The sequence below is a fragment of the Streptomyces yatensis genome, from assembly GCF_018069625.1.
In the GTDB taxonomy this organism is placed as follows: domain Bacteria; phylum Actinomycetota; class Actinomycetes; order Streptomycetales; family Streptomycetaceae; genus Streptomyces; species Streptomyces yatensis.
In genome coordinates this window covers 8,794,530-8,818,461 of record NZ_CP072941.1, presented here as the reverse complement: position 1 = coordinate 8,818,461, position 23,932 = coordinate 8,794,530, and the positions used below count along the sequence as shown (strand labels likewise).

The window sequence follows — 23,932 nt, the reverse complement described above, 5'->3', positions numbered from 1 at the left end:
TCCTCAGAGGGCGAGTTCGGGCTGGTGGTGGTCCAGCCACAGGGCGAGGTCGACGACGCGTTCGAGGCGGAGGCGGTGGCCCCACTCCAGTTGGCCGGGCGGGGTGTCGAGGCAGGGTTTGAGGCGGGTCTCGTCGGCGAGGGAGCGGACGGTGTCGTCGGCGAGAGCATCGCGGGCCAGGTTCTGCAGGCCGCGGTTGTAGTCGGGGTGGTGGGTGGCCGGGTAGTGGTTCTTGGGGCGGTGCAGCACCGAGTCGGGGGCCAGTCCGGTGCCCGCCGCGCGCAGCAGGCTCTTCTCCCGGCCGTCGAAGTTCTTCAGGGCCCAGGGGGTGGTGAAGGCGTACTCGACGAGCCGGTGATCGCAGTAGGGGACGCGCACTTCCAGGCCCTGTGCCATGCTCAACCGGTCCTTGCGGTGGAGGAGTTGACGCAGCCAGCGGGTGAGCGAGAGGTGCTGCAGCTCGCGCTGCCGGTGTTCGGTGGGCGTCTCGCCGTCGAGATGCGGTACGGCGGCCAGGGCGGTGCGATAGGTGTCCTCGCGGAACTCGCCGATGCGCAGGTCCAGTTCGGGGTTGAGCGGCATCGCGGCCTCGTCGCCGGTCACCAGCAGCCAGGGGAATGTGGGCGCGGCGAGCGCCTTGGGGCTGTGGAACCAGGGGTAGCCGCCGAAGACCTCGTCGGCCGCCTCGCCGGACAGGGCGACGGTGGAGTGTTTCCGGATCTCCCCGAAGAGGAGGTAGAGCGAGGTGTCCATGTCGCCGACGCCGATCGGCGAGTCGCGGGCCACGACCACGGCCTTGCGGTGCTCGGGGTCGAGCAGGGCACGCGGGTCCAGCACCACCGTGCTGTGGTCGGTGCCGATGAACGCGCCCGCTTCCATGGCGTACGGGGTGTCGTGGCCGGTGCGCAGAACATCACCGGTGAAGCTCTCGGCCTGGTCGCTGTAGTCGACGGCGTAGGAGCGGATCCGGGCGCCCGGGCCCTCGCGCAGCCGCAGTTCGTCGGCGAGCAGGGCGGTCAGCACGGTGGAGTCGATGCCGCCCGACAGCAGGGAGCACAGGGGGACGTCGGCCTCCAGCTGAGCGCGGGCGGCGGCGCTCACCAGGTCGTGCACGCGGGTCACGGTGGCGTCCCGGTCGTCCGGGTGGGCATCGGCCTCCAGCCGCCAGTAGCGGCGCTCCCGGATGCCGTCCCGGTCCAGGAGGAGCAGACCGCCGGGCTCGACCTCCCGCACACCTGACCAGACCGTCGGACCGGTGGTGAAGAGCAGGCTGTACGCCTCGCGCAGCCCGTCCGCGTCCACCCGGGGCCGGATCTCCGGGTGGGCGAAGAGCGCCTTGGGTTCGGAGGCGAAGGCCAGACCGCCGTCCACCTCCGCCCAGAACAGGGGCTTGACGCCGAGCCGGTCGCGGACCAGGAGCAGCCGCTGCGCCCGCTCGTCCCAGACGGCGAACGCGAACATGCCGTCCAGGTGGCCGGCCACCTCCTCGCCCCACTCGGCGTAGCCGCGCAGCACCACCTCGGTGTCGCTGCGGGTGCGGAACTCGTGTCCCAGGCCCTTCAGTTGTGCGCGGAGTTCATGGTGGTTGTAGATCTCGCCGCTGTAGCTGAGCACGGTGGTCGGGGCGTCGGGCCGGTCGGTCATCGGCTGGACGCCACCGGCGATGTCGAGGACGGCCAGGCGGCGGTGGCCGATCGCGGCGCGCCGGCCGAGCCAGACTCCGCCCGCGTCGGGGCCGCGGGGGGTCAGGGTGGCGGTCATGGCCTCGATGACCGGGGCCAGGGTGCGGGGGTCCTGGTGGAAGGAGACCCAGCCGGTGATTCCGCACATGGGTGCGACTCCTCGGTGACGGTGAGGTGGGGGCTCAGGGGGGTGCGGCGGGGCGCCGCGTCCGGTGAGGTGGGGGCTCAGCGGGGTGCGGCGGGCGCCGCTTCGGTGGTCTTCTCGGTGCGGTTCGCGGGACCGCGAGCGGGCCGGGCGAGCAGCGGTACGGCGAGGCAGGCGGCGAGGGCGGCGAGGGCCAGACCCGCCCGTACGCCGTCGTCCGGGCCCGCCAGTCCCCAGGCCGCCGTGGCCAGCGCCGGTCCGAGCGTGAAGCCGAGGCCGCGGGCGAGCTGGACGGTCGAGCCGACCGTGGCGGCGCGGCCCGGCGGGGCGGCGCCCATAACCAGGGCCTGGGCCGGGCCGCCGTTCAGCCCCATGCCGAGTCCGGCCAGGGCGAGCCGCCAGGCCACGTCGGGAGGGGACCAGCCGTCGCCCAGCGGGACGAGCAGCCACAGGCCGACGGCGGTGAGCGCGGCGCCGGTGACCGCGACGGGCCGGGCCCCGTAGCGGTCGGCGAGCCGTCCGCCGAGCGGGCCCGCCAGCCCCATGCCGAGGGGGAAGGCGAGCACCGTCAGGCCGGTGGTGGTCGCGCTGACGTCCTCGTCGCGCTGGAGGTGCAGGGCGACCACGTAGTGCATGGCGGCGAAACCCACCGCCAGCGCCAGCACCGCGCCGTGCGCCCGCAGCAGCCCCGCCGCCCGCAGTACACCGGCCACCGGACGGCCGCCCGGACCCCGCAGCCACCACCACAGCGGCGGTGCGGCGACGAGGGCGAGCGGCAGCCAGGCGGGGGTGTCGGAGGCCAGGGTCAGGGCCAGCAGCAGGATCGTTACTCCGGTGGCCATCAGGGCGGTGTCGGCGAGGAAGCGCCGGTCCGCGCCGCGCAGACGGCCGTCCCGGGGCATCGTCCGCCACACCACGGCCAGCGCCAGCAGACAGAACGGGATCTTGACCAGGAAGATCCAGCGCCAGCCGAGCTGGTCCAGGAGCAGACCGCCGACCGCCGGTCCGGTGACGGCGCCCAGGGGGCCGAGGGTCGCGGGCACGCTCATCGCCCGCCCGCGCAGCCCGGGCCGCACGGAGCGGATCGCCAGCACCGGCATCAACACGAACAGCACGGCGCCGCACGCGCCCTGTCCGATGCGGGCGGCGATCAGCCAGGCGGCCCAGGGAGACGCGGCGGCAAGCGCGCTGCACAGCGCGAAGCCGCCGGTCGCGGCCAGCAGCGCGGGGCGGGTGCCCACGCCGTCGAGCCAGCGGCCGACGGGCAACAGGAGGGCGGCGACGGGGAGTTGATAGCCCAGAACCGCCCATTGGGCTGTCGCCGCCGGCACCCGCAGGCCCTGGGAGATGTCCGCGAGCGCCACGTTGACGATGTTCATGTCGAGCATCGCCACGAACGCCAGCGCGCCCGCCACGGCCACCAGGAGCCAGCGGTCGTGGACTTCGGGTGGATCCACCGGCCGCTCGGGTACGTCCCCGGGCTGATCCGCACCGGACGCGTCGTCGGTCATACACCCCTCCCTCTGGTCCTTCCGGCAGACCGGCCGCCGAGCGACGGCCTCGCTCTAGAAGTCGGGCGAACCGCGGGGTGAGTTCCCGGATGTATCAGGAAAAACGGCTGGAATTCAGGAGGGGCTGACGGGTTGCCCTCGGTGCTCGTCCGCCGGGTCGGCCGCTTCCGGTCCCTCCCGCCCGTCCGCCGGTTGCCGGTGGTCGAAGGCGATCAGCGGGTCCCCGGTCAGCGGGTGCTCGACCACGGCCGCGCGCACGCCGAACACCTCGGCCAGCAGGGCCGGGCGCAGCACCTCGCGGGGCGTTCCGGAGGCCACCACGCGGCCTTCGTGCAGGACGTGCAGCCGGTCGCACACGGAGGCGGCGGCGTTGAGGTCATGCAGCGACACCAGGGTCGTACGGCGGCGGCCGCGCAGCAGGGCGAGGAGTTCGACCTGGTGGCGGACGTCGAGGTGGTTCGTCGGCTCGTCCAGGACCAGGACGTGCGTCCGCTGGGCGAACGCGCGGGCAAGCAACACGCGTTGGCGCTCGCCGCCGGACAGCTCGGTGAAGCCGCGGTCGGCGTGGTCCGCCATGCCGACGTCCGCGAGAGAGCACGCGACGATGTCCCGGTCGGCGGCGTCCTCCCCGGCGAACGCCCGCTTGTAGGGGGTGCGGCCCATGGCGACCACCTCGCGTACGGTCAGCTCGAAATCGCCGCCCCGCTCCTGCGGGAGCGCGGCGACGTGCCGGGCCGACCGCGCGGGGCTCAGCGCGCGGAGGTCGGTACCGTCGAGCAGAACACGTCCGGCGGCGGGTTTCAGATGCCGGTACACGGTCCGCAGGAGAGTGGACTTGCCACTGCCGTTGGGCCCCACCAGGCCGGTGATCTCGCCTTCGGCCGCGATGAGGTGGGCATCGGCCACGACCGTACGCCCGGCGTACGCGACCCGCAGGTCCTCGATGTCGATCCTCAACTCCCGCTCCCCAAGCGCCGGTCCAGCAGATACAGCAGCGCCGGAGCGCCGATCAGCGAGGTGACGACCCCGACCGGCAACTCCTGCGTGTCCATGGCCGTGCGGCACACGATGTCGACCACCACCAGCAGCAGCGCGCCGAAGAGCGCCGACACGGGCAGCAGACGGCGGTGGTCGCCGCCGACGACCAGGCGGCAGACGTGGGGGACCATGAGGGCGACGAAGGCGATGGCCCCGGAGACCGCGACGAGGACGCCGGTGAGCAGGCTGGTGACCGCGAACAGCTCACGGCGCAGCCGTACGACGTCGATGCCGAGCCCGGCCGCCGTCTCATCGCCCATCAGCAGCGCGTTCAGGCCCCGGGCCCGGGCCTGCAACAGCAGCAGGACCACCGGAACCGCCACCGCCGGGGCGGCCAGCAGTGGCCAGGTCGCGCCGCTCAGGCTGCCCATCAGCCAGAACAGCACACTGTGGGTCTGCTGCTCGTCCCCGGCCTGGAGGACGAGGTAGCTGGTGAAGCCGGACAGGAACTGCCCGATGGCCACCCCGGCGAGCACCAGCCTGAGCGGCGCGAATCCCCCGCCGCGCCGGGCCACCGCCCAGACGAGGGCGAAGGTGGCCAGGGCTCCCGCGAAAGCGGCACCGGACAGACCGAGGCCCAGCACTCCCCCGGTGCCAAGGCTGAGCACGATGGCGGCGACGGCGCCGAGGGAGGCGCCGTTGGAGACGCCCAGGAAGTACGGGTCGGCCAGCGGGTTGCGGACGAGGGCCTGCATGGCCGTACCGACCAGGCCGAGCCCGGCACCCACCAGAGCCGCCAGCAGGGCGCGGGGCAGGCGCAGTTGCCAGACGATCAGGTCGTTGGTGCCGGGCCGGGGGGCTTCGCCGGACAGTCTGCGCCAGACCACGCTCCACACCTCGCCGGGCGGGATCGACGTGGACCCCCTGGCGACCGCCGCCGTGAGGGCCGCGAGCAACGCGACCGCCAGGAGCAGCGCCAGCGGCCCGGCGGGCACGGAACGCCGCGTGCGCACAGCGCCATCGGTGCCCTTCGCCCGCACCGTGGCGTCGAGCACCATCAGCCGACCTTGCCCGGGTGGAGGGCCTTGGCGATCTCCTGGACGGTGTCGGCGTTCTCGACTCCGGCGATGGTGGTCCGCTCGGAGCCGATGCGCAGGAAGTGGCCCTCCTTGACGGCCTTCAGGCCCTTGGTGGCGGGGTTCGACTTCAGCCACGTCCGCGCCTCGTCGAACGCCTTCTCGTTCGCCGCCTCGCTGCCCCGATCGCGGACGCCCAGCTGGATCCAGTCCGGGTTCCTGGAGATGACGTCCTCCCAGCCGACCTGCTGGTAGTCGCCGTCGCAGTCGGCGAAGACATTGCGGGCACCGGCCAGAGTGATCACCGCGTTGGCGACCTGGCGGTTGCAGACGACGGTGGGTTGCTTGGTGCCGGCGTCGTAGTCGAAGAAGAAGTACGTCGGCCGCTTGTCCTCCGCCGTCCTGCCGACCGCCTTCCGGACGGTGTCCACCTTCTTCTTCATGCCGTCGACGAGTGCCTTCGCCTTCGCGCCGGTGCCGGTGACCGCGCCGAGGGAGGTGATGTCGGCCTCCACCGCGGACAGGTCGGTCACCGGGCGTTTGTTCCGCGCCGCACAGGCGGTGGACTTGAGGTAGATGTGCTTGATCCCGGCCGCCTTGAACTCCTCCTCGGTGGGCGCGTCGCCCATGCCACCGCCCATGTTCATCGAGGCGAAGGTGTCGATGTACAGATCCGCGCCGGAGCCCAGGAGCTTCTCCTTCGGGATCATGGATTGGCCGAGCACCTTCACCTTCCGTGCCCGCGCATCGAGTTCACCGGGCAGGGTGCCCTTGCCGGGCGGGAAGCCGGTGCCGATGACGTGGTCACCGGCGCCGAGGCGGAGCAGCAGTTCCAGGCTGGAGGCGTTACTGGTGACGATCCTCTCGGGGGCCTGGGAGAACGTGGCCTTGGCGCCCGTGCAATCGGTGACGGTGACCGGGTAGTCGCCGGTGGCCGACGTCTCGCCGGCGGGGCCCGCCTGGTCACCGCCGCCACTGCCGCCTCCGTCGCCGCAGCCCGCCACGAGGAGGCCGCACAGCACCGCGGCCGTCGTACCCCACCACACACGAGAACGCATCGAAACTCTCCTGGATCCACTGGATACACGGGTTGCCCCGGATCAGTAGTCGTGGCGGATGCGTCATGGGTTCCCGCCCGTTGGGGGCCGGTGATGTCGGCTGCAGACCAGGTACGTGGCGTCGATGACGTCCGGCTGTCCGGGAGCGGCAGTTGAGGGAGCGACGGGAGAGATCGTGCACCGCAAGTTTCGCCTGACTCTGGGGCGACTGGCAGCCCTGGCCTGTACGTCCGTCATCGCCGTGGCGGGCTGTGGCGGTGGCGGCGGCGAATCCGGGGCTTCGAAGCCCACCTCGAAGTCGGCCTCCAAGCCGACCGCCGGCGCCGGGCTCATCCCTGTCGCCCAGGCCTGTGATGGCCTGTTCGACGAGGCCGTCGCGAAGGAGGCCCGGGAGCCGAACGGGCCCAGCGAGGTCTATCCGGTCAGGACCGAGAGCACCGGTCAGGTGGCGAAGGCGCTGCGGGAGGAGTCGGCCAGGAGAGGCACGCCCGAGGACCTCTGTACCTTGACGGACAAGGCCGAGGGGAAGGAACTGCTCGCCCTCACCGCGGCGTGGACTCCCGACGCACCCCCGTCGGGCCGGTCGGTGCACTACACGACCACCGTCGGCCCGGAGGACGCCGGCAGGCTTCTCGTCTCGTGTGACCTCGGCAGCGGCGGCGGGACGGAATCGGGAGGCACTCGGTCCCTGGAGTTCGCCATGCGCGACTACTTCACCATCAGCGACCACTCCCACGCCAAACTGCTCATCGCCTCGGCGAAGAAGATCACGTCACAGTTGGACTGCCGGGAAGACCCGGAATACCCGGACCCGAAGGACGTGGCACCGCCGCCGAAGCCGGGACTGCGCTAGCGAGCGAGCCGATCGTTCTCTCACCCTGCGGCAGATGACGGCGGTTTAATCGAGTCATGATCTACCACGTCGTACCGCTTGCCGAGTGGAACGCTGCTCCCGACCGCCCCTATCGCCCCGCCTCCCTCACGGAGGACGGTTTCATCCACTGCTCTCCCGACGAGGAGACCACGCTGGCCGTCGTCAACGCCTTCTACCGCGATGCGCCGAGGCCGCTGCTGGCGCTGCTTCTCGACGAGGACCGGCTCACCGCGAAATGTGAATGGGAAGCCGCGGACCCCGCCCCGCCGCCCGGCGTCGCCGAGAACACCCTGTTTCCCCATGTCTTCGGGCCACTGAACCGCGATGCCGTGGCGCGGATCCAGGAGGTCGCCTGGGACTCGGCGGGCCGGGCGGTGGGGCTGATGGATATCAGCTGACGACGAGGGTCGTCACAGGGGCGCGAGGCGGGCCTTGAGCAGGCAGAACTCATTGCCCTCGGGGTCGGCGAGGACGTGCCACTGCTCCTCCCCGGTCTGGCCGATGTCGGCCCGGCGCGCACCGAGCTTCAGGAGGCGTTCGAGCTCGGCGTCCTGATCACGGTCGGTGGCGTTGACGTCGATGTGCAGCCGGGACTTCCCGGGCTCCGGCTCGTCCCTGCGGCTGAGGATGATCGTCGCCTGCGGGCCGCCGAACCCTTCGCGCGGCCCGATTTCGAGGGTTCCGTCGTCCTCGCGATGGAGCACCACGAAGTCCAGGACCTCGCACCAGAACCGCGCCAGCACCTCGGGGTCGCGGCAACCGAGCACGAGCTCACTGATACGACATGCCATTGACGAAACCTACTCTCAGCGTGGGAACTGCCGGGGTGGCCGCACGCAGATCTCGGAGGCTCCCCGCAGTGAGGACGCTCGGGAACCTATCGGGCGGGGCGAGCAGTGGCGAATGGATTTCAGGCTCTCGCCTGACTGTCACCCTCGGGACGCTCGTCGGGGCGGGGACTGGGGCTCGGACCGGGACCGGGACTCGGACCGGGAGCGGGACTGGGCCTGATGCTGGAGCGGACGGCCTCGGCGGACGACCGGGCGCCCGCGGCGCCGTATCGGCGCAGCAGCCACACGCCGTACGCGGCCTGGAAGACGAGCACGCTCGCCTGCCACCAGTCCGGCGCCGAGCCCGGCGAGCGGATCTGGAAGAAGTCGTCGAGGCCATGGACGACGACCATCGGCCAGACCGAGCCGATCGCGTAGCGCAGACCGGCACAGGTGAAGCCGAAGAGACCGGCGGACAGCATCTGCCACAGCGTGTCGTCGAGCGGGTCACCGAAGAACAGGAAGTTCTGGATATGCCCCGCTCCGAATAAGACGGCGACGCCCAGGGCCGCGCGGATCGGACCGAGTGGATTGAGGGCCTGCTGCACCAGGCCCCGGCTGTAGATCTCCTCGTTGATGCCGACCCACAGCAGCGAGACCAGGCCGCTGACGATGACGGTCGCACCGCCGTCGAGGCCGGCCACGGCGTACGAGCAGGCGATGAGCAGCATCGGCGCGGCCGGCCACCAGCGGTGGGGACGGCCGAGTGCGGCCACCGCGGAGGCACGCAGCCAGCCCCACCGCCACAGCACGCACCACACCCCCGCGGCACAGACGGCGTTGACCAAGGTGGCGCCGAGGTCCGGATACCAGGAGGGCGCCAGCGGGGGCAGGATCACCTCGGCGAACAGCAGCAGCACCGCATGCCATGCGAAGGTCAACTCCACCGCGCCCCAGAGCGGTTGACGGATGACGTGGCCTTTCCACCGATTCATCACGAGAACGAGCGTAGCCGCCGACGCGCAAGGGGGCAGGAGCCTTACACCGGCTTCCCCGCGCCACTCGTCTCGTTCCCTCCGGACAGCAGGGTGTCCAGCATGTACTGGCGCGAGCGCTCGATGCCTTCGAGGACGACCTGCCGGATCTCCTCCTCCGAGCCCCGCCTGATGGTCTCGACCAACCGCCCGTGGTTGACGCTGGTGTAAGGGGCCCGGCCGAGTTCACCCCGGAGGTTGAGGAAGCGTTCGATCTCCTCGTGCAGCGTGTTGATCATCGGAATCATCAGCGACACGCGTGCGACCTCGGCGATGGCCACGTGCAGCAGCCGGTTCGCCTCGTTCAGATCGGGGCGTGAGGTGTTCGCCGCCACGGTCGCCGCGCTGAGTGCCTCCAGGCGGTCCAGGTCTTCGGCGCTGGCTCGCTGTGAGGCGAGCACGGCCGCTTCAGGTTCGAGGAGCCGTCGCAGGCGGTAGGTGTCCTGGAGGTCGCCGAGGTCCGTCGGCTTGACGAAGGTGCCGCGCCGCGGGACGACGACGACAAGGCCTTCCCTGCGCAGCGCGTTGATGGCCTCGCGCACCGGGGTCTTGCTCATCCCGTAGCGCTCGGCGAGCCACGCTTCGACGATGACGTCGCCGGGGCGGAGGCGGCATCGGATGATGTCGCGCTTGAGGGATGCGTACGCCTGTTGCGCCATCGACGATCCCGAACTCAAACCACAGCTCCTCTTCAAGCACTGTGTGGCGGCCCTCGTCATCCGGCGACCACCTGCGCGACGACCTGTTGACATCGACCTTCCGCAGCGTATCATCCCTGTGAAATATCACAGGGATTGCACGAGTCGGCGGCACGAGTCGCCGTGTCCGACCCGTGCCGGACGTCCCCCCAGTCGGCCTCGCACATCAGCCAGAGCAGCACACATCACCCCAGAGCCGCGTTCACCGTCGACCGGATAAGGCCCCCAGATGACGCAACTTCGAAGCAGCAGTCCGACCGTGGATGGCTCCATGAACCGGTTGTTCCGGGCTCTGAGTGCCTTGGAGCGCGCGGGAAACAGGCTTCCGCATCCGTTCTGGCTGTTCTGGATCTTCGTGGCACTGCTCGGTGTGCTCAGTGCCGTGCTGGCCGGTGTGGGCGTGTCCGTCACACTGCCGTCGACAGGCGATTCCGTCGCGGTCAAGAACCTGCTCTCGCTGCAGGGAGCCAAGTACGCCGCGGAGTCCGCGCTGGACAACTTCGCCGGGTTCGCGCCGCTGTCGGTCGTGGTGGTGGTGCTTCTCGGCGTCAGCGTCACCGAGAAGAGCGGCCTGCTCACCGCGCTGCTTCGCGTCACGATCGGCCGGCTGCCCGTTCGATGGCTGACCTTCTCCATCGCGTTCGGCTCCATGATCGCGCACATCATGAGCGACTCGGCCTACATCGTGATGATCCCGCTGGGCGCGCTGGCCTTCCGGACCGTGGGCCGCAGCCCGGTGCTCGGCCTGATGGTCGCCTACGCGTCGACGGCCATCGGCTTCAACGCCAGCCCGCTGGTGACACCGGCCGACGCGGTCAGGTCGTCCCTGGCGGCCGAGGCCGCGCACACCGTCGATCCCGACTACGTCATCACTCCGGTGGCCACCTACTTCTTCACCGCGGTCTCATCGGTGTTCCTCGCCGCCGTCATCGCCCTCACGGTCGACCGCGTCCTGGCCCAGCGGCCCGAGTTCGTGCCGACACCCGAGGACGACGCGGCCGCCGACCGGCTCTTCAACACCACCGCCCAGGGCGAGGCGCCGCAGCACGGCGGGCCGGCCGGTGAGGCTCCCACCTCCTTCACCTTGAGCGCCGTCGAGAAACGCGCCATGCGGCTGTCCGGCGCGGTGCTCGCGCTCTACGTCCTGGCGGTGTCCGCGCTCCTGCTCCCGGGATCCCCGTTCCGCGGCGAGGGTGGCAGCATCGTGCAGTCCGTGGTCGTGGTGAACATCGCCGTGTTCATCTCGCTGCTGTTCGCGATCCTCGGCATCGTGTACGGCAGGCAGGTGGGCACGATCCCCTCCCTGTCGTCCGTCCCCTCCGCCATGGCCGAGGGAGTGAAGTCCTTCGTCCCGGTGATCGTGCTGTTCTTCGTGGTCGCGCAGTTCCTCGCCTACTTCACCTGGACCGGCATCAGCAATGTGATCACCGTCGAGGGCGCCCGGCTCCTGAAGTCCCTGGACGCGCCGCACCTGATCATCCTGCTGGTGATCATCCTGGCCATCAGCGGGCTGAACATCATCATCAGCAGCGGTTCGGCGATGTGGTCCATCCTCGCCCCCGTCGTGGTCCCCCTGGCGATGTACATCGGCCTCTCCCCCCAGGCGGCGATGGTCTCCTTCATGATCGGGGACTCGGTCACCAACACCACGCCCATGAACGCCTACTTCGTCCTGGCCCTGGGATTCCTCCAGCAGTTCAGGAAGGGCGCGGGCATCGGAACCATGCTGTCCTTCACGGTCCCCGTGGCTCTCGCCGTCCTGGTCTCGTGGTCGTCCTTCTTCGCCCTCTGGTACGCCCTGGGAATTCCGCTCGGCCCAGGGGTGCCCGTCAGATGAACCCCCGCCGCCCGTCCCGGCGGCTCCCCGCCGGACGACGCGCGCCCGATGACCGAAAGAAGCCGCGAACGGCTGTCACGACAGGACGGCTTCAGTCCCCCAACCCCCCGCACCACTTCAGAACGGAAGAGTCACGCACTATGGGCAGCATCGCCATCATTGGCGCAGGAAACGTCGGCCAGGCAATCGCCGGTCATATGTCCCTCCACGGACACGACGTACGGATCTTCGACAGGTGGGGCCGCGACCTTGAGCCGATCAAGGCCAACGACGGCATCGACATGACCGGCGACGTGGAAGGCCACGGCACACCCTCGGTGCTGACGACCGACCTCGCGCACGCCGTCCGCGGCGCCGAGGTGGTCATCGTCGCCGTGCCCGCCTTCGCCCACGCCTACCTGTCCCAGGAACTCGCGTCCGTCCTCGAGCCGGACCAACTCGTCCTGTTCCAGCCGGGCGTGCTCGGCAGCGGCGTCGAGCTCGCGCGCATGTTCGCGCTCGCCGGCCGGCAGCCCTGCCTCATCGCGGAGACGCCGACCAGTCTGTACACCTGCCGGCTGCGCCGCCCCGCACACGTCTACATCGGGGCCATCAAGCACGCCGTCCCGCTGGCCGCCGTACCCAGCGCGGACACGCCCCGGGCCCTCGACATCCTGCGGACGTACTTCGGCGACCGGTACGTGCCGGATGAGGACGCGCTGACCGTCGGGCTCAACAACTGCAACCCCATCTACCACGTTCCGCCGGCGGTGCTGAACTTCAAGACGGTCGAGGACGCCGACCGCCATCCGCTGCACAGCCTGGTGACCCCGCGCATCGCCGAGGTCATCGACGCCCTGGACCGCGAACGCCTCGCCCTGGCGGACGCCCTCGGCGTGAAGGCGGCCAGCTTCTGGGACTTCCTCAACACCGCCTACGAGGTGTCCGAGGGCAGCTTCGTCGAGCGCATCGTGCAGGGCTACGGCCGTCAGGCATTCCCCGAACCCGACTCGATCAAGCACCGGTACTTCACCGAGGACATCCCCTTCGGACTGGTCATCTGGAGTTCGCTGGCCGCGCAGATCGGACTCTCCGTGCCCCTGACCGACTCGTTCATCGCCCTGAGCGGGCCCCTGTGCGGACAGGACTTCGTGGCCGGCGGCCGCACGGCGAAGACGCTGGGCCTGCTCGGCTCCGATGTCGACGGCATCCGCGCGGCGTTCATCGACGGCGTGGTGTAGACGTGCGCCACACGTCGTAATCCACCGCACGTCGCGATCGCCCGCGGGGCGAGCCGCCGCTGCCCCGGAAGGCGCCACGCCGTCCGGGGCAGGGCGGTCGCCTCCGCGCTGGAGCTTGTTGCCTACGCTGTGCTGATGCAGGAGATGCGCATCAGCCTCGGATCCCTCCCGGACGACGCCCCATGACGGAGCTGATCCGCCGCGCGCTGGCCGGCCGAGCCGCCCGGACGGCGCCGCCCCCGAAGTCCCCGCGCGAGCGCACCTGGAAGCAACTGTCTCCGCTTCTGCGGCTGCTGATCCTGACCCAACTCGCCTTCAACATCGGCTTCTTCGCGGTCCTGCCCTTCCTCGCCGAATACCTCGGCACCGCGATCGGCATGGCGGGGTGGATGGTCGGATTCGTCCTCGGTCTGCGGACCTTCAGCCAGCAGGGGCTGTTCGTGGTCGGCGGCTGGCTGGTGGACCGTTACGGTGTGCGCCCGGTGGTGCTGACCGGGTGTGTCGCGCGGATCGCGGGTTTCGTCTGGCTCGGCCATGCGGAGCGGACCTGGGCGGTGATCGGCGCGGTGCTGCTGATCGGCTTCGCGGCCGCGCTGTTCTCCCCCGCGGTGGAATCGGAAGTGGCCCGGCAGGCGGTGGCCTGGGAGGAGGAGGGCCACGGTTCGCGCACCCGGGTCCTGGCCCTGTTCACCGTCTCCGGCCAGGCCGGTACCTTCGTCGGCCCCCTCCTCGGCGGTCTGCTGCTCGGCGTGGACTTCCGCACCGCGTGCCTCGCCGGGGCCGGGGTCTTCCTCCTCGTCCTCGCCGGGCATGCGTGGCTGATGCCGCAGCACATCCCGGGCCGGGTCCGTAACCGGGAGCGGGGCGGCGTCCGCGCGATGGTGCGCAACCGGCGATTCCTCGCGCTGTGCTGCGCGTACGGCACCTATCTGCTCGCCTACAACCAGCTCTATCTGGCCCTGCCGGCCGAGGTGGAGCGGGCGGCGGGCTCCCAGGTGCCGCTGTCGTGGCTGTTCGCCCTGTCCTCGCTGCTGGTCGTCTTCGCCCAGCTCCCGCTCACCCACTGGGCGGGCAGCCGGCTCGACCTGCGCCGCTCGATGACCATCGGACTGCTTCTCATCGCCGCCGGTTTCGCGGTGGTGGCCGCCGCGCGCCCCGCCGCCTGGACGGGCACCGTCGCATTGCTGCCCGCCGCGGGCTATGTCGTGCTGCTCACCCTCGGCCAGATGCTGGTCGTCCCGGCCGCCCGCGCCTGGGTGCCCGACCTCGCCGAGGACGGGCGGCTCGGCCTCTACACCGGCGCGCTGTCGTCCGTCGCCGGCCTGATCGTCCTCATCGGCAGTTCGGCCACCGGCTCCCTGCTCGACCTCGGCCTTCCGCCCGCCGCGCCCTGGCTCGTTCTCGCCGTCGTCCCGGCCCTCGCGGTGGCACTGCTGCCCCGCCGCCCACATCAGGCCGACCGGCCACGGGCGCGGGGACAGGCGGATCAGCCCAGGGTGAGCAGTTCCTCGTAGAAGCCGCCGAACTCCCGTTCCCGGTCGACGAGGTGGATCTCCAGGATCCAGTGGCAGCGGCGTCCGGCCTTGTCGGTGCGGCGCAGCGGGGTGTCGTTGTCGGGCGTGATGTACGACTCCACGTGCGCGCCCTCGATCGTCTCGTGCGGGAACTCCCCGACCAGATGGCCGGCGTGCCAGCCGCCCAGCTCCCATCCGGCCTCGGCGGCCAGCCGCTCCACCTCGGCGTGCAGCCGCTTCCCGGTGATCTCCGGGTCGCTCTCGAAGAACCGCCTGCCGGCGTCGAAGACCGTGGGCAGATCGTCCCGCAGCCGCCGCTTGACGGGGTCCTCGCCGAGGACGAAGGTCCGGCCGAAGTCGGCCTCGTACTCCTCGAAGATCGGCCCGAGGTCGGCGAACACGATGTCGTCCGTGCCGATCACCCGGTCCGGCGGGTTCTCCCGGTACGGCAGGAGCGTGTTCGGGCCCGAGCGCACGATCCGCTTGTGCCAGTGCCGGGTGGTGCCGAACATCTCGTTCGCCAGATCGCGGATCCGGTCGCTGACCGCCCGCTCCCCCTCGCCCGGCGCCACCAGCCCGCGCTGCTCGATCTCCGCGAACAGTCGCACGGCCTTCGCCTGGGCATCCAGCAACCGTGCCGCGCGGGTGGGTTCGTCGTCCGCCATGGACCCGACGGTAGGCTGCCAGATCGTTTCTCGGCAACCGAATTGGCCACTGGGTGAGGTGCCCCGCACATGCATAAGACGATGCGCGACAGACTCAGGTCGATCCGGTCTTCGCGGACGGATCCGGTCGGCCTCGCCCCCTGAGGATGCCCCGGGCACTCCTCAGTCGGCGCGGCCGGTCGCCGCCACCGTCACGCCCAGGCCGATCATCGCGAGACCGCCCGCCCCGCCGACCATCGACAGGCGGCGGTCCGAGCGGGCGAACCAGGAGCGGGCGGCCGAGGCGCCCAGTCCCCACAGGGTGTCCGTCACCAGGCCGATGGTGACCGGGACCAGGCCCAGCACCATCATCTGGACGGGAAGATGCCCCGCCGAGTGGTCGACGAACTGCGGCAGCACCGCCGCGAAGAAGACGATGCCCTTCGGGTTGGTGACACCCACCACCATGCCGTCCAGGATCGACCGCAGATCACCGCGCCGCTCTTCGGCCGGGGCGGTCATGTTCGCCACGCGCATCTCCCCGCGGTGCCGGAACGCCTGCACCCCCAGGTAGACGAGATACGCCGCTCCTGCCAGCTTGACACCCACGAACAGCGCCACCGAGCTCTGCACCAGCGCGCCGAGGCCCCACGCCACGGCGACCACCAAGGCGTAGCAGCCGATCACGTTGCCGAGGACCGTGGCGAGCGCCGTGCGGCGGCCGTGCGCGAGGGCCCTGCCGACCACGAACAGCACACTCGGCCCCGGGATCACGATCACCAAGAGCGACATCGCCGCGAACGTGAGAACACTCTCCGTGGACACCACGTGTCCGCCACCTCCTGAATCGGCTCCGTCCAGGACATACAAACAGATGGCGGGAGGTCCGCTCCAGACTCGGGCCCCGGCCGGGGCTCGCGGGAAGTGGCCCCGGCCGGGGGGCGGCTGCCTTACGACTGAGCGCCGGACACCGGCGCGTTGAGGTTCTCGTGGACCGCGCGGGCGATGCCCTCGATGTTGGCGATGCCGTCGTCCATCGTGGCGTTGTCCTGCGAGAGCACCGTGATCGTGTAGTCGTGGTCGCCGCCGGTGAAGGCGCCGAGGCTGTGCACACGCCAGCCGTTCGTGGCCCGCTCCAGCCAGCCGTTCTTCACATGCACCTGTGCGTCGCCCGGCGCGCCGGCCGGGGTGCCCCAGCGCTGCGAGGGGATGACCTCGGACGTCAGCTTCAGGATGTAGGCGCGGGAGTCATCGCTGAGCACCGGGTTGGTGTGGGTCACCAGTTGGAGGAGCTTTTCCTCGTCGTTCGCGGTGATCTGGGTGAGCCCCCAGTGGCCCTCGCTGTCGAGGACGGTGTTGGTCATCCCCGCGGTCTGCAGGAATCCATTGATCTTGTCCGCCCCGAGCTGCTTCCACAACGCGGTGGTGGCGTCGTTGTCGGACTCGGTGATCATGGCGGTGGCACGGTCCTTCTCCTCCTGCGTCAGGGCGCGATCGTCCTTCTGCGCGTCCCACAGCAGGGTGCTGAGCACGGTCACCTTGACCGTGCTGGCGGAGTCGAAGTGCCGGTCGGCGTCCAGTGTGCAGGTGGTGTTCGTGGTGCGGTCGTGGAGGCTGATCGCCGTGGTGGCGGCGGAGCCGTCCAGTGCCGAGTTGATGTCCTCGGAGAGCTTGTGGGCGAGTTCCGGCCGGTCCGAGGTGCAGATCGCCGCCTGCGGGGTGGCGGCGTGGGCCGACCCCACTGAGGCGATCGTCGGCACGAGCACCCCTGCGGCCAGCGCCGCTCTTGTCGCCAGGGTGTTCCGGGGAGGCTGGGTTATTCGTCGGTGTCGACCCATGGTGCGCTTGTCCATTCTTCGTGGGGCAGTTGGACACGCGGTGCCTCCGCTCCGTTGCGAGGACATCCGGGTGCTCCGACCCTGGATGACGAGTCGGCGGCGGGTGAGGTTCACGAACGCGTCCGAGTCTCACAAGATCGCTCCACAATAGGCACAGCGCCCGGGCGGCCCGGACGCGGTGCGGCGGACGAGCCGGGCGGCGACGGCCGGTACGGCGAAGAACACCGCGCGGCCCGGCTTCCCCGAGCGACCCGGTCAGCGCTGAAGGGCCGTGAGGAAGTCTCCGAGGGCCTTCGCGACGGCGCCGGGGGCTTCCGCGGGGAGCAGGTGGCCGGCGTCGGGGACAGTGGTCAGGGTCGCGTGCGGGATGTGGGGCAGGAGGTGTTCGCGCAGGATGTGCGGCGGCTCCACCACGTCGTTCTCCGCGGCCAGCACCGTCACCGGAACCTCGATACGCCGTGCGGCATCGGTGATGTCCCGCGCGATTCCGTGCAGGGGCCACTCCTGCCGGGCCTCGGCATCGGCGGCGAGGCTGTCGCGCTCCGCGGTGGCCCGCACCGTCCCGGGCAGCGGCGTGGCGGTCAGAACATGGTCGAGGGCGTGTGCCACCGTCTCGGCCGAGTCATAGGCGTGTGACAGGCCCTGCCGGTACTCCTCTGTCACCATGGCGGGCGGCCGGGGCGGCGCGGGCGCGACGAGCACCAGGCCGGCCAGGCCGACCGGTCGGCGGGCCGCGACGAGCTGGCTCGCCTTGCCGCCCATCGAGTGGCCGACGAGGACGAACGGCCCCGACACACACGCCTCGATCACCCGGACGAGATCGTCGGCGAGCTGGTCGAGGTGATAGGGCCCGGGCAGCGCCCGTGAGGTGCCCCAGCCGCGCTGGTCGAAGCGGACCGTCGCCTGCCCGGGCGGCAGGTGGCCGAGCACACCGTTCCAGGTGTCGGCGGAGCCGCCCCAGTAGTGGGCGAACACCAGCGCCGGACCGTTGTCACCTCCGACTCGTACGTCGAGCGACCCGCCCGCCACGGGAACGGTCATTGTTGTTTCCTTCATCCTCGTGCCTTCCCTGTCGGCCGCGGAAAGTGACTCCGTCGTCCAGCCGCGGCTCTGTACCGGTAATCTGACCTGCTGGTCAGGCCCGGAGTCGACCGTAGGTGAGAAGGTGTCCGCTCCTTGGTGGAAAGGAACACGTTGGTTGTGGAAAACGGACACAGTGCGGTGCGGCAGCTGCGCTACCTGCCCGCCGTGGGAGCGGCGTACGGGGTGGAGGTCCTGGATTTCGCCGCGCTGCGTTCGATGGACACCCAGCGCCGTCGCACCCAGCCGCAACGCCCCGACTTCCATGTGTTCGCGCTGATCGGCTCCGGAACCGGCGGCCACGAAGCGGACTTCCACCACTACCGGCTGAGGGAGGGCAGCGCCGTGTGGATCCGGCCGGGCATGGTGCACCGCTGGAGCGACATCGACGCCTGCGACGGTCCGCTGATCCTCTTCCGGCCCGGCTTCCTTTCCGGCTTCACCGCGTCGGAGGCCGGCACACCGGTGTGCTGGCACCTGGACCAGCAGCGCCTGTCCCTCGCCCTGCTCGCGGCCGACCATCTCGGCCGCGAGCACGGCACGGCGGTCCACACACCGCGCCTGGCATCCCCCGCCCTGCTCTCCCACCTGCTGGCGGCACTGATCCTGCGCACGCTCCCCGACACACCGCCCTCGACCGGCGTGGCAAGCCCCGGCAGCCGAGCCACCGAAGTGTTCCGCGCCTATCGGACCACCGTCGAGAAGCGCTTCACCGAGTGGCACCATGTGGCCGACTACGCGCGGGCATTGGGCTACGACGTACGCACCCTCACCCGGGCCACGCAAGCCGCCACCGGCACGGGCGCCAAGACCTTCCTCGACCAGCGCATCCTGCTGGAGGCGAAGCGGCTGCTCGCCCACACCGAGCTGCCGGTCGGCGGCTGCGCCCGACGCCTCGGTTTCCGGGACGTCGGCAACTTCACCACGTTCTTCCGGCGGCAGGCCGGTCTGCCGCCCGCCGCGTGGCGCGCCGCGTACGGCACCCCCGGCCCACGTGGCGTCTGACCCGCTCTCAGCGACCGGGGGCCCGGAGCGTCACGGTTGCGGGGGCAGGTGCCGCAATCCGTTCTCCAGCAGGGCGAAGGCGTGTTCCGTGTCGGCCACCGCACCCGCGTAGCGCTCGTCGGCCGGCTCCCCGTACGCCAGGCGTTCGGCGTTGTCCTGCGCCAGCGCCCAGTGGACCGCGACGATTTGGACCGCGGCGAGCCGCGCGGTGAGTTCCGGAGTGTCCGCCGTCTCCCGCAGCGCCTCGGTCAGCGCGTGCTCGGCGCCGGTCTTGAACCGTGCCATCCGGGCCACCAGCGAGGGGGCGTCGAGGATCATGCGGTGGAGCCTGCGCACCGCGGGGTGGTCGTTGAGCCCGGTGATGGGATCCCGCTCGCGCAGCCCCTTGAGGAAGTGCTCGCGCAGTGCGGTCAGCGGGGCGGTGCCGGGCGGACGGGCCCGTACGACGCGTGCGGATTCGGTCTCGTGGTCGGCCAGGCGGTGCACCACGAGGTCTTCCTTGGTCGGGAAGTACGCGAAGAGGGTGCGCTTGGACACCTCGGCCGCCTCGGCCACCTGGGCCACCGAGACCTGGTTGAAGCCGTGTTCGAGGAACAGCGCGATCGCCGCGTCGGAGATCGCCGCGTGGGTCCGCTGCTTCTTTCGTTCCCGTAGCCCTGGCTTGCCGTCCACGGCGCCCACCGTAGCAGAAAACTGCCCCTGGTAGATTTCTGCACTCGGTATATATTTATCCCGAGTGAGCCGAGCCGGAGCGTCGAGCTGAGATGGAGTGACGGTGTTGACGGAGAGCACGACCGAGGTCGTTGTCGCGGGCGCGGGCCCGACCGGACTGATGCTGGCGTACGAACTGGCGCTGGCCGGGGTCGAGACCCTGGTGCTGGAGAAGCTGCCCCAGCGGATCCAGCAGGTGAAAGGCGGCTCGATTCAGCCCCGCACCGCCGAACTGCTGGAGTCCCGCGGCCTGCTGGAGCCGCTGCTGCGGCGGGCCATTTCGCGTGAGCCGGTGGGCGGCAGTTTCGGGGCCCTGCCCGTGCCCTTGGACTGCACCCCTTGGCGGACCGAGCACCCCTTCCCGATCGGAGTCCCCCAGTGGGAGATCGAGGAGGTGCTCGAAGAGCGGGCGACCGCCGCCGGCGCGCGGGTACTGCGCGGCGCCGCCGTCTCAGAGGTCGCGCCGGACGACGACGGTGTGGTCGTCACGGCGGACGGCCTCCTGGCGCGGGCTCACTATCTGGTGGCGTGCGACGGCGGCCACAGCACGGTGCGGAAACTCCTCGGGCTGCCGTTCCCCGGCCGGGCCGGAACACATCAGGCGGTGCTGGCCGATATCCGGCTGTCCGCCGTCTCATCACTGGTGCCGCGGCGGATGGGACTGATGAGCACCCTGACCCGTCAAGCGCGCGGCTACTGGTCCATGCTGGTCCCCATCGGCGGCGACCGGTACCGGTTCACCTTCGGGCACGCGGACCAGGCGGACACCGCCCGCGACACCCCCGTCACCCATGAGGAGATCGCGGCCGCGCTGGAGGCCGTGTACGGCCCCGAGACCACCCTCGGCGCCGTGGACAACTCCTCGCGGTTCTCCGATGCCACGCGACAACTGGAGCACTACCGTACGGGCCGTGTCCTGTTCGCCGGGGACGCCGCGCACATCCACCCGCCGCTGGGCGCCCAGGGCCTCAACCTCGGCGTACAGGACGCGCTCAACCTCGGGTGGAAACTGGCCGCGGTCCTCCAGGACCGGGCGCCGAGCGGCTTGCTGGACAGCTACCACACCGAGCGCCATCCGGTCGCGGCCCAGGTCCTGCACCACACCTCGGCGCAGCGCGTCCTGGCGGTTCCGAACCCGAGTGAGGACGTGGCCGCCTTGCGCGACATCGTCACCGACCTGCTGCGCCTGCCCGACACCAACCGCCATCTCGCGGGGCTGATGTCGGGTCTCTCGCTGCGCTACGACCTGCCCGGGGATCACCCGCTCACCGGCCGGCGCATGCCGAACGCCGATCTGGTCACCGAAACCGGCCCCACCCGGCTGTCGGCCTTGTTCGGCTCCGGGCACGCCGTCCTGCTCGACCTGGCCGGAGCCGTCCCGGCCGACCTTCCGCTCCCGCCACGAGTCGACCTCGTCCGCGCCACCTGCGCCGACGATCTGGGCGCCGCCGCCCTGCTCATCCGTCCCGACGGCTATGTCTGCTGGGCTACGGACACCCCCGCCGACTGCGGCGACACCCTGCTGGCCGCGCTCACCGGCGACCTCGCGAGCGTGCGCTGAGCCAGGCCGACGCCTATGCGAAGGCCCTCAGGGTGTCCTCGCCGTCGGTCCACCAGACGCCGAGCCGTTGGCGGACCAGCAGCCAGCCGTCCGGGCCCCGGCGGAACTCCCAGTCGTAGGGGCCGCCCATGGAGTAGGGGGATGAGGTGCTCCCGGGTGCGGTGACGGCGACGAACCACATATAGCCGATCCCCGTCGCCCGGTCGCCCTCCACGTCGACGTGCATGTTGAGGATGTGGTGCTGCATGCTCGCGTAGGGCGATTCCACCTCTTCCACCTTGGCCCGGATCGCCTCCTTTCCGTGGATCTTCTCCCACGGCCCGAACTCCAGCACCGCGTCCTCGGCCCAGCCCGCGATCCAGGTCTGCCAGTCCCTGCGGTCCAGCGCCCGCCATCCGCGGATCATCAGGGCGCGCAGTGCTTCCTTGTCCTCCAGGGCGTGCAGTCTGCGGGCCAGGCCGGCGTAGTCGGTGGTCGCTGTCATGACGGGCCTCTCTCGTCCATGGGTGCGGATCTGTCCTGCCCGACCGAGTCTGGGCCGGTCGAACGCCGCCGACCAGGCCGTACGCCGCCCAGGAGCACCGCACCCAGGCGGCCCACCGGCGGGCTGATGGAGGGCAGTTGGGCCGCGGCCACGGATGAGCGGGCCCCAGCCGGTCAGGTCTCCAGCAGGTCGGGGGTGAAGATCTCCTCGATCGTCCAGCGGTGCGCGGTCAGGCCCTGTTCGTGGTGGTAGCGCAGCAGTGTGTCGAGGGCCGTGCGGTTGGCGGCCACGCCGTAGGGCCACCAGTCCTCGGTCATCAGCTCCGCGTTCTCCTCGTACAGCGCGTTCAGCCAGGGCACCATGAACGGGGCCTCGTACAGCCGCCGTCCCTGCCGGTACCGCCGGGCTCCTGCCTCCTTCGCCGCCAGAAAGCCCTCGTAGACGGCGCGGGCCAGCCAGGGATGCCGGGTGAGCAGGTCTCGCCTGACGACGACGGTGTGCATCATCGGGAAGATCCCAGTGCGCCGGTAGTAGTCCCGCTCGCGGATTTCGAAGTCCGGAAACAGTCGCGTGACGTGCGGCGATCCATCGAGGACGGTCTGCGGCACATTCGCGGTGAACAGGACGTCGAGCTCCCCCGAGTCGAGCATCGGGCCCAGCGCCCTGCCCTCCGGTGCCGCGCTGATGTCGATGCCCTCCGGCCACACCTGCGGGACGAAGCCGAACGGTGGCGCCGGCGTGTCGAGCCCGCCGATGACCCAGCGGTTCTCCTCGGGGCGGAAGCCGTATTCGTCCATCAGGATGCCCTTGGCCCACACACCCGAGTCCTGGCCGTAGACACCGAACTCACCGATCGTCCTGCCCACCAGATCGGCCGGGCCGCTGATGCCGCTGTCCCGGTTCACGAAGACGCATGAATGCCTGAACACCCGGTTGGGGAACACCGGGAGAGCGATGACATCGGCCTCCCGCTCCAGCGCGCGCAGATAGAAGGTCAGGCCGAACTCCGCGACATCCACCTCGCCGTCGAGGAGGAGCCGGAACACCTCCGGCAGCGTCGCCCCCGTCGCCATCGCGACGTTCGGGACCCCGGGAATCTCGGCGGTCCCGTCGAACAGCGCCTGGGTCGTGTCGTACCGGAACGTACCGATACGCAACGTACCGATACGCAAGTCCGGATCCGGCATGCGTGCCTCCCTCGATCGCGGCCGGCCTGCCGCACCGGCCCTGTACGGCGCCGGTTCCCGTGCCGGTGCGAGCCGGTCGCCCCGCGCCGGAACCGTGCGCCGATCCACCGTAAATCCGCCGGACGAGGTGGCGCGGCCGGCATACGATGCCGGAAGTCCCGCCTCCTGGCCACAGCAGAGACGAGGGAGCGTGAACGGTGACCGTCAAGGGCGCGTTGTTCGACTTCTCCGGGACGCTGTTCCGCATCGAGTCCGCCGAGTCCTGGCTCCGTACCGTGCTGGAGCGGAGCGGGACCGAGGTCCCGGACGAGGAGGTCGTACGGTACGCCCGGGGCCTGGAGGAGGCCGGTGCGCTGCCCGGCGGCGCCCCGCCGCTCACGGTGCCGCCGCACCTGGAGGAGGCGTGGGCCGTCCGGGACCGCGGTGCCGAGCTGCACCGGGCCGCCTTCACCGGTATGGCCCGCGAGGTGCCGCTGCCCCGCCCCGAGCTGTACGACGCCCTCTATGACCGCCATATGGAGCCCGCGGCCTGGCGGCCGTACCCGGACGCCCCCGAGGTGCTGGGCGAGCTGCGCCGGCGCGGGGTACGGATCGCGGTGGTCAGCAACATCGGCTGGGATCTGCGGCCGGTCTTCCGCGCCCACGGTCTGGATCCGCTGGTGGACGCCTATGTGCTGTCGTACGAGCACGGGGTCCAGAAGCCGGACCCGAGGCTGTTCCGGGCCGCGTGCGACGCGCTGGGAGTGGACCCGGGGGACGCGGTGATGGTGGGCGACGACCGCCGGGCGGACGCGGGGGCGGCGGCCCTGGGCTGCCGGGTCCATCTGGTGGACCATCTCCCGGTGGACCGGCGTCCGGACGCGCTGCGCGCGGTTCTCGGCCCGCTGCCGGACGCCGCCACGGCCCCGTAGGCCTCCCAGGGCCCCGCAGGACGGAACGGGGCGAACCCACCGGTTCGGGCGATCCCCCCGTGTCGCCCGAACCGGCGGAGACATGCGGCCGCCCTCAAGGATCGGCGGACAACC

Annotated in this window: 23 protein-coding genes; 8 read left to right on the top strand and 15 right to left on the bottom strand. The window is 70.9% G+C overall.

Annotated features, from left to right (window positions below; genetic code table 11):
- Positions 1-3: 3 nt before the first annotated feature.
- The 5 genes from asnB to J8403_RS36965 all read right to left on the bottom strand — a co-directional run bounded on the left by asnB (position 4) and on the right by J8403_RS36965 (position 6,450).
- Positions 4-1,830: an asparagine synthase (glutamine-hydrolyzing) gene (gene asnB, locus J8403_RS36985; protein WP_211126981.1), complete on the bottom strand. Its 1,827-nt coding sequence runs from the start codon at positions 1,828-1,830 to the stop codon at positions 4-6.
- Between the two features lie 77 nt (positions 1,831-1,907).
- Positions 1,908-3,338: an MFS transporter gene (locus tag J8403_RS36980; RefSeq protein ID WP_211126980.1), complete on the bottom strand. Its 1,431-nt coding sequence runs from the start codon at positions 3,336-3,338 to the stop codon at positions 1,908-1,910.
- A 114-nt stretch (positions 3,339-3,452) separates the two neighbouring features.
- Positions 3,453-4,295, bottom strand: coding sequence for an ABC transporter ATP-binding protein (locus J8403_RS36975; protein WP_211126979.1), 843 nt, complete (start codon positions 4,293-4,295; stop codon positions 3,453-3,455).
- The gene (locus tag J8403_RS36970) at positions 4,292-5,374 is read right to left on the bottom strand and encodes a FecCD family ABC transporter permease (protein WP_211126978.1); all 1,083 of its coding nucleotides are present in this window, start codon (positions 5,372-5,374) and stop codon (positions 4,292-4,294) included. The genes J8403_RS36975 and J8403_RS36970 overlap by 4 nt, the downstream gene beginning before the upstream one ends.
- Positions 5,374-6,450, bottom strand: a complete 1,077-nt coding sequence (locus J8403_RS36965; RefSeq protein ID WP_211126977.1) for an ABC transporter substrate-binding protein — start codon at positions 6,448-6,450, stop codon at positions 5,374-5,376. Before J8403_RS36965 ends, J8403_RS36970 begins: the two co-directional genes overlap by 1 nt.
- Before the next feature lie 175 nt (positions 6,451-6,625).
- On the opposite strand from J8403_RS36965, the gene J8403_RS36960 reads away from it, so the two are divergent.
- Both J8403_RS36960 and J8403_RS36955 read left to right on the top strand, forming a co-directional pair.
- Complete coding sequence (locus tag J8403_RS36960) at positions 6,626-7,303, top strand: hypothetical protein (RefSeq protein WP_211126976.1); 678 nt, start codon at positions 6,626-6,628, stop codon at positions 7,301-7,303.
- A 56-nt stretch (positions 7,304-7,359) separates the two neighbouring features.
- Positions 7,360-7,722, top strand: a complete 363-nt coding sequence (locus tag J8403_RS36955) for a DUF952 domain-containing protein (protein WP_211126975.1) — start codon at positions 7,360-7,362, stop codon at positions 7,720-7,722.
- A 12-nt stretch (positions 7,723-7,734) separates the two neighbouring features.
- Here J8403_RS36955 and J8403_RS36950 read toward each other — a convergent pair whose 3' ends face one another.
- The 3 genes from J8403_RS36950 to J8403_RS36940 all read right to left on the bottom strand — a co-directional run bounded on the left by J8403_RS36950 (position 7,735) and on the right by J8403_RS36940 (position 9,805).
- Entirely contained in the window at positions 7,735-8,115 is a 381-nt protein-coding gene (locus J8403_RS36950; protein ID WP_211126974.1) for a VOC family protein, read from the bottom strand.
- A gap of 119 nt (positions 8,116-8,234) precedes the next feature.
- Positions 8,235-9,089 (bottom strand): CPBP family intramembrane glutamic endopeptidase, encoded by an 855-nt coding sequence (locus J8403_RS36945; protein ID WP_211126973.1) that lies wholly within the window; start codon positions 9,087-9,089, stop codon positions 8,235-8,237.
- 44 nt (positions 9,090-9,133) lie between these two features.
- Positions 9,134-9,805 carry a GntR family transcriptional regulator gene (locus J8403_RS36940; RefSeq protein ID WP_211126972.1) on the bottom strand — a complete coding sequence of 224 codons (672 nt, stop codon included), beginning with the start codon at positions 9,803-9,805 and terminating at the stop codon, positions 9,134-9,136.
- 292 nt (positions 9,806-10,097) lie between these two features.
- Between J8403_RS36940 and J8403_RS36935 the strand changes: the two genes are divergently transcribed.
- The 3 genes from J8403_RS36935 to J8403_RS36925 all read left to right on the top strand — a co-directional run bounded on the left by J8403_RS36935 (position 10,098) and on the right by J8403_RS36925 (position 14,397).
- Positions 10,098-11,663, top strand: a complete 1,566-nt coding sequence (locus tag J8403_RS36935) for an AbgT family transporter (protein ID WP_211126971.1) — start codon at positions 10,098-10,100, stop codon at positions 11,661-11,663.
- A gap of 140 nt (positions 11,664-11,803) precedes the next feature.
- Positions 11,804-12,883, top strand: coding sequence for an NAD/NADP octopine/nopaline dehydrogenase family protein (locus tag J8403_RS36930; RefSeq protein ID WP_211126970.1), 1,080 nt, complete (start codon positions 11,804-11,806; stop codon positions 12,881-12,883).
- 182 nt (positions 12,884-13,065) lie between these two features.
- Complete coding sequence (locus J8403_RS36925; protein ID WP_211126969.1) at positions 13,066-14,397, top strand: MDR family MFS transporter; 1,332 nt, start codon at positions 13,066-13,068, stop codon at positions 14,395-14,397.
- Here the strand turns inward: J8403_RS36925 and J8403_RS36920 are convergent.
- From J8403_RS36920 to J8403_RS36905, 4 genes are all read right to left on the bottom strand, one after another.
- Positions 14,370-15,062, bottom strand: a complete 693-nt coding sequence (locus J8403_RS36920) for a M24 family metallopeptidase (RefSeq protein WP_211126968.1) — start codon at positions 15,060-15,062, stop codon at positions 14,370-14,372. The two genes, J8403_RS36925 and J8403_RS36920, sit on opposite strands and share 28 nt — an antisense overlap.
- Positions 15,063-15,224: 162 nt before the next feature.
- A complete protein-coding gene (locus J8403_RS36915; protein ID WP_211126967.1) occupies positions 15,225-15,869 on the bottom strand; it encodes a LysE family translocator in 645 nt (214 codons plus the stop codon).
- Between the two features lie 122 nt (positions 15,870-15,991).
- Complete coding sequence (locus J8403_RS36910) at positions 15,992-16,783, bottom strand: serine hydrolase (RefSeq protein ID WP_211126966.1); 792 nt, start codon at positions 16,781-16,783, stop codon at positions 15,992-15,994.
- A 351-nt stretch (positions 16,784-17,134) separates the two neighbouring features.
- Positions 17,135-17,920: an alpha/beta fold hydrolase gene (locus J8403_RS36905; RefSeq protein ID WP_211126965.1), complete on the bottom strand. Its 786-nt coding sequence runs from the start codon at positions 17,918-17,920 to the stop codon at positions 17,135-17,137.
- 159 nt (positions 17,921-18,079) lie between these two features.
- Between J8403_RS36905 and J8403_RS36900 the strand changes: the two genes are divergently transcribed.
- Complete coding sequence (locus J8403_RS36900) at positions 18,080-18,964, top strand: helix-turn-helix domain-containing protein (RefSeq protein WP_211126964.1); 885 nt, start codon at positions 18,080-18,082, stop codon at positions 18,962-18,964.
- Between the two features lie 30 nt (positions 18,965-18,994).
- Here J8403_RS36900 and J8403_RS36895 read toward each other — a convergent pair whose 3' ends face one another.
- Positions 18,995-19,636: a TetR/AcrR family transcriptional regulator gene (locus J8403_RS36895; protein ID WP_211126963.1), complete on the bottom strand. Its 642-nt coding sequence runs from the start codon at positions 19,634-19,636 to the stop codon at positions 18,995-18,997.
- A gap of 97 nt (positions 19,637-19,733) precedes the next feature.
- On the opposite strand from J8403_RS36895, the gene J8403_RS36890 reads away from it, so the two are divergent.
- Positions 19,734-21,236, top strand: coding sequence for an FAD-dependent monooxygenase (locus tag J8403_RS36890; RefSeq protein ID WP_211126962.1), 1,503 nt, complete (start codon positions 19,734-19,736; stop codon positions 21,234-21,236).
- Between the two features lie 13 nt (positions 21,237-21,249).
- Here the strand turns inward: J8403_RS36890 and J8403_RS36885 are convergent, their stop codons facing one another.
- The gene (locus J8403_RS36885) at positions 21,250-21,720 is read right to left on the bottom strand and encodes a nuclear transport factor 2 family protein (RefSeq protein ID WP_211126961.1); all 471 of its coding nucleotides are present in this window, start codon (positions 21,718-21,720) and stop codon (positions 21,250-21,252) included.
- 173 nt (positions 21,721-21,893) lie between these two features.
- On the bottom strand, positions 21,894-22,907 hold the full coding sequence (locus tag J8403_RS36880; RefSeq protein WP_211126960.1) for a PhnD/SsuA/transferrin family substrate-binding protein: 1,014 nt from the start codon (positions 22,905-22,907) through the stop codon (positions 21,894-21,896).
- A gap of 197 nt (positions 22,908-23,104) precedes the next feature.
- Here J8403_RS36880 and J8403_RS36875 point away from each other — a divergent pair, with 197 nt between their 5' ends.
- A complete protein-coding gene (locus J8403_RS36875) occupies positions 23,105-23,818 on the top strand; it encodes an HAD family hydrolase (RefSeq protein WP_211126959.1) in 714 nt (237 codons plus the stop codon).
- Positions 23,819-23,932 lie beyond the last annotated feature (114 nt).